Origin of the sequence: Vibrio ouci, assembly GCF_004551525.1 — a bacterium.
Taxonomy (GTDB): Bacteria; Pseudomonadota; Gammaproteobacteria; order Enterobacterales; family Vibrionaceae; genus Vibrio; species Vibrio ouci.
The window spans coordinates 1-10364 of record NZ_SATR01000070.1; the positions used below are offsets into that span (position 1 = coordinate 1).

Below are 10364 nucleotides of genomic sequence, written 5' to 3' on the forward strand. Positions count from 1 at the left end.
ACCTCTAGCAGCATCAAGCGCCACCTTAGCTTTAAATTCGGGTGAGTGGTTTCTACGTTTTCTAGTCATAATCTGTTCCAGTATTTTTAGGTACTATCAAAACAGATCAATCACTTAAAGTCATGTCCGAAAATCGGGAGCCACTTCTCTTCACGTTGTCCTCACCGGGCTCTTCGATATGTAAATAGTTAGAGCCGCATTGCTTTAGTCCAAAGGGCAGCAATGCATTGGGAGTGCTGCCAAATACAATGTAACGGTTAAGTGCGTTGTAATATGCTCCTCGGGATCTCCATCCGCTATCAGGGGCTGCCTCAAGCTGTTCCTTCATAAGCTTGATAACTTCTTCCGCTAAGCCATCACCATACAGGTATTGATTGATGTACGACTCACTAGAGATGGGGTAAATTCGGTTAAACTTGGCATCGCGCTTTGACAACCATTTGCTTCGTTTCTGACGGGTCAACTCGTCGTCAGAAAAGCTCATCTCAGCTGGATAACTATAAGGCTGAGTCTTCATTCCTTGTTTACTAATGAGCTGTGTGATTTGGTCGAAACGCATCACCACGGGCTTGGAGATGTTGTCGCGACTATGGAACTGATTAACATCAGCAATAGCAGCTTTTTTAAAGTGGAGGTTTGCATGGCAGACCAACAAATTGGTTACAGCATCCTCCGAATATATGCGCATGCCCTGATAAATCATAGAGTTAGCTCCAGAGGAAGGAAAAGTCTCAGGTAGCGGGTAGTATTGAGGGGTAACAAGTGGTGCAATCCACAATACTTAAATAACGATTGACTACGCTTGAAGCTCAATCCAAGTTTTGACGCAACGTCCTGGAGGTGATCTTGCAGCTCGTCATTAGGTGCTCCCATCCACTGTTCAACGAAGCTCTCTCCAAACTCAATTAACTCGGACTGAGCCGGGTTCAGGTTATGGGCCAATTCAAAACTGTTGATGTTCCATATGCGAGCCTTTGTAGTGTCGCGTTCTGTGATGATACGGTATTCGACACCTCGTCGACGCCAATACTCTCGTTCAATCGCGAATTTTTGCCACGTTCGCGGATTTATTTGCTTAATGTTCCCATCTGTACATCGTTCGTAAAGCTGGTTCCAGTACTTAAACGTGTACGCGACGCGCTGCCTAGCCCCGGATTGCGTTCGTTTTGTTCGCACAAAATCCGTGGTCATTATGTGAGCAAAATTCGTTTTCCAATCGCGGGGGTGAACAATGTTGCCTGAGATTGCGATATCCAAGGATTCATCAATATCTAACGCATACTGCTCTTCGACGCGAATGGTCTCAGGTTGCCACAATAAAATTTTGTATGCGCCAAGTTCACCGTCGGAAAGAAGGTGTACATCCCTTCCTTGGCGAGGGCAATAAATCCAATGACGGCGACCTACTTTGTTGACATGGCGGACTGTTATGAAAGGCACATGGTGTTTAGCTTTTTCTAAATCTCGTTTCCACCGATTAAGCGAAAGGATTATTTCATTAGATACTCGCGGCTGTTTAACGATTTTGTTTTGCATAAAAGACTCTGTGTTGATAGTTCTATAACACCACAATAGTCTAATTAATGGCGAAGCTAAAGGCTGGTAAGTTAATGATATTATTGCAAAAATATATTAAAATGCTAATAAAGTGATTTTGCCACTTTTTAAGCAATCTAGATATTTCAAAGAATTATGCGATGTTTATTAGTAGGTGTTAATTATTGATATATTATTATTGATAGGCGTTGACTATCAATAAGTTTGAAAAAATAGGCAGAAACAGACGAATATTGAAGATTATTAGTCCATAAAACAGAGGTAGAGTTGCAATCCATACGGTTTTATAAAGATTGTAGGAGCAATTTTTCTTTCTTTGTCGTCCCTATAAACTCCATAATCACTGGTAATCACTCGATATCACCTGAGAATCACAGTCTTATCATCGTCGTTACGAAATCTTCTTTCATACAATATCTTCGTTCATCAAACAAAGGAGATAGAACGATGAGTAACAAACAGAACAACCATAAAGCTGATCAATCAAATGCGAATAAAGGTACGTCCGGACATAACTCGACTTACCAAAAAGCACAGGACAATCGGGCTAACCAAATGAATCCTAACAATTCACGTTATCAAGGCAAGAAGTAGGGGGTTGATATGATGGAACCATCTGACATGTCACAGGATGAGCTAGATCTTTGGTCTGATATTAACAATCCAAATAATGATGCTGATATGGACGATTGGGCGGACGCTCACAACCCTAACAATGATGATTACTTAGGGGATGACTAAGTAAATAGCCGATGGTTAAATTACCATCGGCTATCTTACTAAGGAAGGGGCTGTTGGCTATGAACAACGAGAAAAAATATAAATATACTAGGCAGTTACTGAAAATTGCTAAGCGTGAAGGTGGGTACACCAACAAAGATATTGAAAAGAAAGCCGGCTTAAAAGGCTCTTCTAGCTCTCTGGCGTCTAGGTGGCTAAATGGTCACGCTTTGGCTACGGAGCGGCAAATGCGTTACTTCATCAATAATTATGGCCATTTTTTGAAGAGGCAATTGGAGCATCTTTATTATAAGTACCTACCAGATGGTGAAAACTTAGTGGTGAACTACGTTAAGTTATCTGGCGATATTATTTTTAAACACCAAATCCGTGTAGATCCATCTCGAGAATACAAAAAAGGGTTGAGTGTATTGAGGCTAGTGGTAATAGAAAACGACGGTTGCTATAAACTATTACATCAATATCGTGCTGGACTGATTCAATGGGATAAGCACGCTGACGTAAAACAGGCTTACTTTGAGCCGTCTATTTACGATCTCCAAGGTATTGTGCATTCGGATAACGAAGAGGCTCATTGGTATCTATGGAAAGTGATTGAATGCTCTGACACGAGTGAGTTAATCGATAATTTTGAAAATGAATGCAAAATCATACTTAGTTCAAATAACATCGTAGATTGGGCGAAGCGCAATGGTCAAAACGTTGATCATATGGACTCAAGAATGTTTGCTCCTAAGCATGTAATACCAATGAAGTTTGCATTTTATCAAAAGATAATGAAGCTCGGCTTGCAAAGTGACTTATTGCCGTTTTAACATCATACCGACAACCCAAGCTGCCATAGAGGGGCTTAATCCTCAAATCAGAGTTGGATGCCAACTCAAAGACTGATACCTTTCGTTATAGAGCACCACCTCTGCTAAAGAGCTGGGGGTCGTGTACAGGTATTCGGATAACCTTGTAATCTGTCTCTGACTAGGTGAAAACGCTGAGGCAAGTAACTGAAACGGTTCAAGGTTTACTAGGGATAGGGGTGGGTAAAGCCGAACCATATAACTTCGTGTTGTATCGTTCGGCTTTTTTCTTTGTTAAGTGCAGGTTTCGGTGAGTGCTTAGGGTGTCTAGTTCGTCTTGAATAACTATTGCTTCGAAATGATGGTAGCCCGACCAAGGGGCACTTCACTCGGAGATTCCCATCATTCATCCTCTTTAAATATGTTTTCAATTTCATCCCAATCTGGGAGGGTGTGGGTTTTAGGTATTACAGAAAACTGTAAATCTAACGAATCAAGTATTCGTTCAAAAATGTCATATGACCCGGTGAATCGACCGTTTTCGATTTCTGATATCGTTGTTTTGTTAATGCTAGTGATTTTTGAAAGTTGCACTTGAGTTAATAGTTTTGCTTTTCTGCTCTCTTTTACCTGCTTGCCGATTTCGTAGCGTGTACTCATTTTTGACCCTAAATGTTAGCCATATAGTTAAGTTTTCGTCTTTTAAAGCAAGTGTTAGCTATATGGCTAACATCGTTCAATAGAACTTCCTTTTTACCATCATGTAAAGTTAGCAGTTCTGGTGACTCCTTTTGTCTAAATGTCACACAAGACAGTTCGCAATTTGAAACTCAGAAATCTCTATCTTCGAACTCGCTGATATGGTTAGCTCAGACTGGCTCCAAAGCGAGCCAAGATGAGATTGACCCTGATGTCAAAGTTAATAATTTGACTTAATTTTTTTCGTCTATCTATGTTGCTCAGATTGTAATCACTCTACAAAGTAACCTTAATACTCAAGGTTTTTTCATTTAATCTCATATCCAGACATAAAGTAGCTAAACAGATCACTGCTCTCGTAGACTATTTATCATAACATGTTGAAAATACGAATATGATTAAGTACATGAAGTTCGATATTAAAAAGAGTTACATTGACTCTTAATTCTAAACATAGGCTTTAACATACCAGTCGATTTCAAGTGTTTGAAATCTAGCAGAGTCCCGTGACTAATAGGTCTTTCAGAGGCCCTTTCTCGGTGATGAAAAGTTTGAACAAAAACTTTTGGTAGGCGTGATGACAGTAGAACAAAGAAAAAAAGAATTCAGAAATTTTCTGCTTAATAACAAGCGGCGAACAGAAAATACGGCGAATGCATACGTATCAGGTGTCAATACTGTATCTGGGCACTACGGTGAAGATGTGTTCAGTATTAATGATCTAGGTGAGCTAGAGAAAATTTGGTCAGACTATGGCCCTGGCGGGAAGTATAAGAGTGTGGGCGATCAGAACAGTGGCAGTACTCGCTCAGGCCTTCGAGATTGGATTGAATTTCAGAAGAGTACATTTCAAGATAAGTCTAACAGTTATTTTGTTGAGTTAACTGATGGTGCAATCAGAAACGGCTATATAGTCGTGAGGGACCACAATGGTTTCTTTCCTCCAGAATATATTGCCAATGAAGAGGGGATTAGTGAATCCCAATTTACTCTATGCTGGCCGGATGGAGAGGAACGACGCACTTGTGTTTTAAGCAAATTTGGACGTATCAAAGCCAGATTCAACCTGCGTTTCGCTGACTATACAGCTCCGGTAACATTGCGTATTACAAAAGATCCAGAGCGTAAAGACCGTTTTCATATATCGAAACAATCCCCTAAAGCTTCCACTGTATCTATGGATGATAAAAATATGAAAGATGATGAGAAACTAGGTTATGGACAACCTTTAAACCAGATACTTTATGGCCCACCAGGAACAGGAAAGACCTACTCGACAACACATCTTTCAGTATCATTAGCGGATCCCAATTGGTTTGAAGAGCTACAAAATCAGGACTTGGACGAAGCCCAGGAGCGTGACTTAATTAAAGCTCGCTATGAAAAGCTATGTTCTGATGGACGCATCGCGCTTACAACATTTCATCAGAGTTTTTCTTATGAAGATTTTGTTGAGGGCATCAGAGCCAAAACATCTAAAGAGACCAAGACACTAGAATACAAAGTTGAAGATGGTGTGTTTAAGCGAATGTGTGAGCGAGCCGTTAAAGCTGTGTCAACGCACCAAGATATTGGACTTTCGGAATCCCCTGATATTTGGAAGATCTCCATTGGTCGTACAAATGAAAAAGAGATGCGTGATAAGTATATTGAAGCTGGAGAGGCTCGCATTGGTTGGAATGATACCGGAGATCTATCTCTGGAGTGGGATGATAGGACACACGAGCAGCAGGAATATTGGGACAAAGATCTGTCTTCCCGAAATCGCACCGCCATCAGTGCATTTTCACATGAAATGAAGGTGGGAGATGTATTGCTATGCCTTAAAAACGCTGAAACTGTTCAGGCTATCGGGGTTGTTGAATCAGATTATTATTTTGATGAAGCGGAGTACAACAAAGGGTATGCCCATACTCGTAAAGTAAATTGGTTGCTTAAAAACATAGAGCTCAATATCTTGCCACTCAACAATGATACGAGAATGGTGCAACAAACAGTGTATCCACTCAATCGCATAAACTGGAACTCGTTGGTGGCAGAACTTGAAAAACAACAGATAGAATTGCCGGTTTCTTTGAACCCTGAAGTTTCTCCATCAACGGCCCAAAACTATGTGTTAATCATTGACGAGATTAACCGTGGAAACATTTCGCGTATCTTTGGAGAATTGATTACTCTTCTAGAGCCTGACAAACGCAAAGATGGTTCAGATGCGCGTTCAGTTATTCTTCCATATTCAAAAGAACCTTTCGATGTACCTAGCAATCTTTATGTTGTGGGGACAATGAATACTGCGGATAAATCGCTGGTACAACTAGATTTGGCATTGCGTCGGAGGTTTGAGTTCGCAGAATTAATGCCGGAACCAACCCTTCTATCTGGAATATCAGTACATGGAGTAGATATAGGTAAATTGTTAGATTTACTGAATCAACGTATAGAGGTTCTTTTAGATCGTGACCATATGCTCGGACACGCCTACTTTTGGTCGCTCAAAGGTGTGGATTCTGAAGATGAAAAAGAAATGTTATTGGCAGATATCTTTGCTAAACGCGTTATACCACTACTCCAGGAATACTTTTTTGCGGACTGGGAACGCATAGGTTGGGTTTTAAATGATCCTGGTAAGGCTCCAGATGCGCAGTTTATTCAAACGGAAGCAGTTGGGCAGCCATTGAGTCACTTATTTACTAATGCTATTGCAGACGAAGTTATCGATCGCAGATATAGAATTAACCAACAGGCGTTTACTAATCCGGATTCTTATAAGGGAATATTTAATGTAGCAGGGGAATAGCCAAATGATTCAAGTGCGCGAGTACGCTCGTCTCACAACTGATAGTCGAGTGGTTCCTTCACTAGATTGCGCTGTGGTATCCGAAGCTACATTAGATTGGTTACAGGAATTAACAGCTTCATGGAAGGGTTCAGAGCCAATAACTTTAATTGATGGTCAGCGCTCTTTGAAGTTAGGCAGCTATGTTGGTTTTTTGCAGAGTCCCGGAGGAGAGGCAATAGAGATATTGCCAAAGACGGGGTTAGGACTCGAAAATTCTGATTCAGCGCGGCGCATACTGCAAGACATGTTGATGGCTGCGATGGGTATTAAACCAAGAGTAGCTGATGCCGCAAAACTGATGCGGATGCGTCAGCCTTTGCATGAATGGATCTTTAGTCAATTTCTATCAGAGCTCCAAAAGTTGGTAACCAGAGGCTTGCGTTTTGATTATCAACGAACTGATGAAGAGGGTCGGTTTATTCGGGGACAGTTACGAGTTGTTCAGCAGCAACGACAGGCTGCGGGTAGGCAGCACTTTTTTCATATCAGTCACGATATTTATTCACCTGAACGTGTAGAAAACTGCTTGCTCAAAACAGCTCTGGATCATGTATTGTCTGCCTGTAGAAGTAGTGAAAATTGGCGGTTAGCAAACGAGTTATCTCATCGTATGGCAGATATTCCCTCCTTGTTGGACCCGCTAAATCAAATGCGTAACTGGAAGAGCAATAAGCTGATGCAAGCGTACGATACCGTACGTCCATGGTGTGCTCTGATATTGGAAAAACTGAATCCAAATTTTCAGCAAGGTATACATCGCGGCATTTCATTATTGTTCCCTATGGAACAGTTATTTGAAAAGTATGTGGAATCTTCTTTACATAAGCAATTGCCTAAAGATTGCTTACTTAAATCGCAGGCTAGCTCCCAATACCTGTTGCGGCATACGCCAGAGAATAGGGAACAGTCAATGAATCTGTTTCAACTAAAGCCTGATTTGTTGCTGATAACATCAATGGGTAACCAGGTTTTAGATACTAAGTGGAAGCTCATAGATCAATCTGCGTATCAATCAAATGAGAAGTATGGAATTTCTCAAGCTGACCTATATCAGCTGTTTGCTTATGGTCATAAATACCAAAAAGGTCGAGGTCATATGATGCTGATATATCCAAAGCATCAGCAGTTTAAATCGGCACTTCCACCGTTCTATTTTTCTGATGAGTTGGTTATTTGGTCAGTACCTTTTTGCTTAGAAACACGTAGATTGGTTTCTGGAGAGTGGACTAAGCATTTTCATGTTCATAAGCAAGTCTGAAGTGCGAATTTTTATGCCTAGAGGTTTTAGGTACTTGAGGTAATCCGTTAGATGCTAATTTTGCAAAGTCCCTGACAAATTTCTGCCCAGAACCGTTATGTGGCTTTTCTGGCTCAGAAATGCCCGAACTCATGCTAGATACTTTTGGAATGGAGTTAAGTTAGCACACTATAGACCGAGTAACTCACAAAAGTTATTTGAAGCAATTGGTTAATCGCAGTCTTTTTGCTGCAAACCTAATCAGTCAAACGCCTATGAGATAAATATCAAATCACTGTCTATGCGCTTTATGGTATATTCATCCGCCATGAAGTTAATAGCAACATTGCTGTTAAACGTAAGAGGTATTTATGGGTGTTTCTGTTAGAGTTCTTGAGGCAAATCATGGAGATTGCATCCTAGTCAGTTATGAGAGTGCTTCAGGCACTACTAATATTTTAATTGACGGAGGTACATCAACGACGTTTAGACATGGACCGAGGCAGCGTTATGACGGAGCTCTTTGTCGAGCTCTAGATGACCTTAAAAGCAAAGGGCAGAGTATCGATCTTGCTGTGCTGACTCATATTGATGACGACCATATACATGGTTTGATAAAAGCTTTTGAAACACCTGGTTACTTATGTGACCTAGTTAAGTCTATCTGGTTCAACTCATCTCGTTTGATTACACAACATTTTGGTGCTCCAGAGATTCCGGAGAATAATGTTCTATTGACTGACGATTCTCCCGAAACAAGTGTTCGTCAGGGAAAAGAGCTAGAAACACTGCTTTGTGAGATAGGATGTAATCGAACCCCTTTAGTATTATCTGGACAAGTCCATACTGTGGGTCCGTTCACGTTGCAAGTTTTGTCTCCCGGGCGAGTTCAGTTAGAGCGGTTATTGCATAAATGGCCTTCTGAAGTTGAGTCAGGTGCTACAGCTGCTCACGATAACGATTACGGCCTTTCTCTAGAAGAGATCTGGACTAAAGACGAATTTGAGCAAGACTCATCTGTTTACAATGGGAGTTCAATAGCGTTTTTGTTGGAAGTTGATAATACGAAAATGCTTTTTCTTGGAGACGCACATGACCATGTCATAGTCGAAAGCCTAAAAGAATTAGGCTTTAACGAGTCAAATAAGCTTCACCTTGACCTTGTGAAAGTTTCACACCACGGTAGCCAATACAATACTAGCTCGGAGTTTCTTTCCTTACTTCAGTCACCTCGTTATGTAATTTCGACCAATGGCTTAAGGCATGGTCTGCCTAACAAAAGAACCATTGCAAGGATTATTAAAGAAACAGATGGTCAGATTTGTTTTAATTACAGTAGTGTGATTGGACCTTTGCTCTTAGAGCATGAAGTAAAAGATTATGCTTCTCGTTTGGAAGTGTTAGATGGGGAGTTCCAACTTTAATATGACAGTTTCTGAAATCATTCGGTCATACAGTGTAAAGGTGAATGGTGGTAGTGGCGTACTAGTCAACGCAATGACTCGGGAATATTCTTATGTACTAACTGCCGCTCATGTCATTCTCGACAAAGAAGGTAATATAATTACTGACGAAGAAGGCAAGATAGCAGTTCATGATTATCAAAATAATTCAATCAACGTTCTATCTGAGCTTATTCCTCAAGAGTGGAGAGAATCTAGATCAGATCGTTATGACCTTGCAATCTTGAAAGTAGATTACCAGGAACGATTAGCACAAAAATGCATTCCAGCTTCAGCGCTGACTGATCGAGCCTCACTAATTCTTGTTGGTTTCCCCGAAACAGAGAGAAGTTCATCGGATCCAATTAAAGAATATACGGGGCATAAGATTAGTGTAGCAAATGAACTTATGATGTTATCTCTTGATGGGATTCCAGGAACAAATACGATCAAAGGAATGTCAGGCGGTGGCGTGTATCATGTTCAAGATGAGATGCCATTGCTCACTGGAATCGAATTTCGAATGGATGGTTCTACAGCTGAACAACAGTATGGTCGAGCTCAATGCCACAGTCTAAAAAGGTTTGAAGAGTTAATTACAATTAACTCAAGTGTACCAATGATCCCAGCGTATTTAGAATGCTTTTCTAGGGTGAAAGATCTGATATTCGCGTTCAATGTGATTGATAAAAATAACGTTCTCAATCTTAAAGAAGCCTTGGAAGAGTTTGCCAATCTACTAATTGACGGGGGGCTACCCCCTCCGTATAAAGTCATGGCAGACTACAGTTCAGAGCTTCTGGTCAATCCAGTAAAACTCAACGAGCTTGAGAATCGCCAATTGTGGGTAGCATATTTAGAGTTTTTGGTAATCAGTGCCTTGATGGATAACTCTGGAAGTGCTGATGTGTAGTGGTCAACTAAAATTGGCCACAGTTTTGTAAGTTTTCCAGTAAAGCCTTTCTGACTCATTCGGAGTCAGGCCACCATTATACTGGTGCGGCCTGATTTGGCTGTAATATCTGATGATATAGCCAACAACACTTTGCCAAGCT

Annotated in this window: 9 protein-coding genes and 2 pseudogenes; 7 read left to right on the plus strand and 4 right to left on the minus strand. The window is 40.8% G+C overall.

Annotation, left to right across the window (positions count from 1 at the left end):
• Positions 1 to 106: 106 nt before the first annotated feature.
• A complete protein-coding gene (locus tag ELS82_RS22380) occupies positions 107 to 703 on the minus strand; it encodes a hypothetical protein (RefSeq protein ID WP_134837421.1) in 597 nt (198 codons plus the stop codon).
• Positions 700 to 1536, minus strand: coding sequence for a TnsA endonuclease N-terminal domain-containing protein (locus ELS82_RS22385; RefSeq protein ID WP_134837422.1), 837 nt, complete (start codon positions 1534 to 1536; stop codon positions 700 to 702). Before ELS82_RS22385 ends, ELS82_RS22380 begins: the two co-directional genes overlap by 4 nt.
• 468 nt (positions 1537 to 2004) lie before the next feature.
• Here ELS82_RS22385 and ELS82_RS22390 point away from each other — a divergent pair, with 468 nt between their 5' ends.
• Genes ELS82_RS22390 through ELS82_RS22395 form a run of 3 tightly spaced genes read left to right on the plus strand, consistent with a single transcriptional unit; the run spans position 2005 to position 3113 of the window.
• Positions 2005 to 2151, plus strand: a complete 147-nt coding sequence (locus ELS82_RS22390) for a hypothetical protein (RefSeq protein WP_049537239.1) — start codon at positions 2005 to 2007, stop codon at positions 2149 to 2151.
• Between the two features lie 9 nt (positions 2152 to 2160).
• The gene (locus ELS82_RS26455) at positions 2161 to 2298 is read left to right on the plus strand and encodes a hypothetical protein (protein ID WP_167369911.1); all 138 of its coding nucleotides are present in this window, start codon (positions 2161 to 2163) and stop codon (positions 2296 to 2298) included.
• A 59-nt stretch (positions 2299 to 2357) separates the two neighbouring features.
• Entirely contained in the window at positions 2358 to 3113 is a 756-nt protein-coding gene (locus ELS82_RS22395) for a hypothetical protein (protein WP_134837423.1), read from the plus strand.
• 381 nt (positions 3114 to 3494) lie between these two features.
• Here ELS82_RS22395 and ELS82_RS22400 read toward each other — a convergent pair whose 3' ends face one another.
• The gene (locus tag ELS82_RS22400) at positions 3495 to 3752 is read right to left on the minus strand and encodes a helix-turn-helix domain-containing protein (protein WP_054577859.1); all 258 of its coding nucleotides are present in this window, start codon (positions 3750 to 3752) and stop codon (positions 3495 to 3497) included.
• A 1567-nt stretch (positions 3753 to 5319) separates the two neighbouring features.
• Between ELS82_RS22400 and ELS82_RS27940 the strand changes: the two are divergent.
• From ELS82_RS27940 to ELS82_RS22420, 4 genes and pseudogenes are all read left to right on the plus strand, one after another.
• Positions 5320 to 6333 (plus strand): annotated as a pseudogene (locus tag ELS82_RS27940) (DUF8426 domain-containing protein); the annotation flags it as partial.
• Between the two features lie 259 nt (positions 6334 to 6592).
• On the plus strand, positions 6593 to 7888 hold the full coding sequence (locus tag ELS82_RS22410; RefSeq protein ID WP_134837425.1) for an McrC family protein: 1296 nt from the start codon (positions 6593 to 6595) through the stop codon (positions 7886 to 7888).
• A 350-nt stretch (positions 7889 to 8238) separates the two neighbouring features.
• Positions 8239 to 9291 carry a ComEC/Rec2 family competence protein gene (locus tag ELS82_RS22415; RefSeq protein ID WP_134837426.1) on the plus strand — a complete coding sequence of 351 codons (1053 nt, stop codon included), beginning with the start codon at positions 8239 to 8241 and terminating at the stop codon, positions 9289 to 9291.
• A 1-nt stretch (position 9292) separates the two neighbouring features.
• Positions 9293 to 10222, plus strand: a complete 930-nt coding sequence (locus tag ELS82_RS22420; RefSeq protein ID WP_244230856.1) for an ABC-three component system protein — start codon at positions 9293 to 9295, stop codon at positions 10220 to 10222.
• Positions 10223 to 10225: 3 nt separating this feature from the next.
• On the opposite strand, the pseudogene ELS82_RS22425 reads toward ELS82_RS22420, so the two are convergent.
• Positions 10226 to 10364 (minus strand): annotated as a pseudogene (locus ELS82_RS22425) (IS3 family transposase); the annotation flags it as partial.

Coding starts and splice junctions, on each gene's coding strand:
- ELS82_RS22380 (WP_134837421.1), bottom strand. CDS start 703: ATGATTTATCAGGGCATGCGCATATATTCGGAGGATGCTGTAACCAAT.
- ELS82_RS22385 (WP_134837422.1), bottom strand. CDS start 1,536: ATGCAAAACAAAATCGTTAAACAGCCGCGAGTATCTAATGAAATAATC.
- ELS82_RS22390 (WP_049537239.1), top strand. CDS start 2,005: ATGAGTAACAAACAGAACAACCATAAAGCTGATCAATCAAATGCGAAT.
- ELS82_RS26455 (WP_167369911.1), top strand. CDS start 2,161: ATGATGGAACCATCTGACATGTCACAGGATGAGCTAGATCTTTGGTCT.
- ELS82_RS22395 (WP_134837423.1), top strand. CDS start 2,358: ATGAACAACGAGAAAAAATATAAATATACTAGGCAGTTACTGAAAATT.
- ELS82_RS22400 (WP_054577859.1), bottom strand. CDS start 3,752: ATGAGTACACGCTACGAAATCGGCAAGCAGGTAAAAGAGAGCAGAAAA.
- ELS82_RS22410 (WP_134837425.1), top strand. CDS start 6,593: ATGATTCAAGTGCGCGAGTACGCTCGTCTCACAACTGATAGTCGAGTG.
- ELS82_RS22415 (WP_134837426.1), top strand. CDS start 8,239: ATGGGTGTTTCTGTTAGAGTTCTTGAGGCAAATCATGGAGATTGCATC.
- ELS82_RS22420 (WP_244230856.1), top strand. CDS start 9,293: ATGACAGTTTCTGAAATCATTCGGTCATACAGTGTAAAGGTGAATGGT.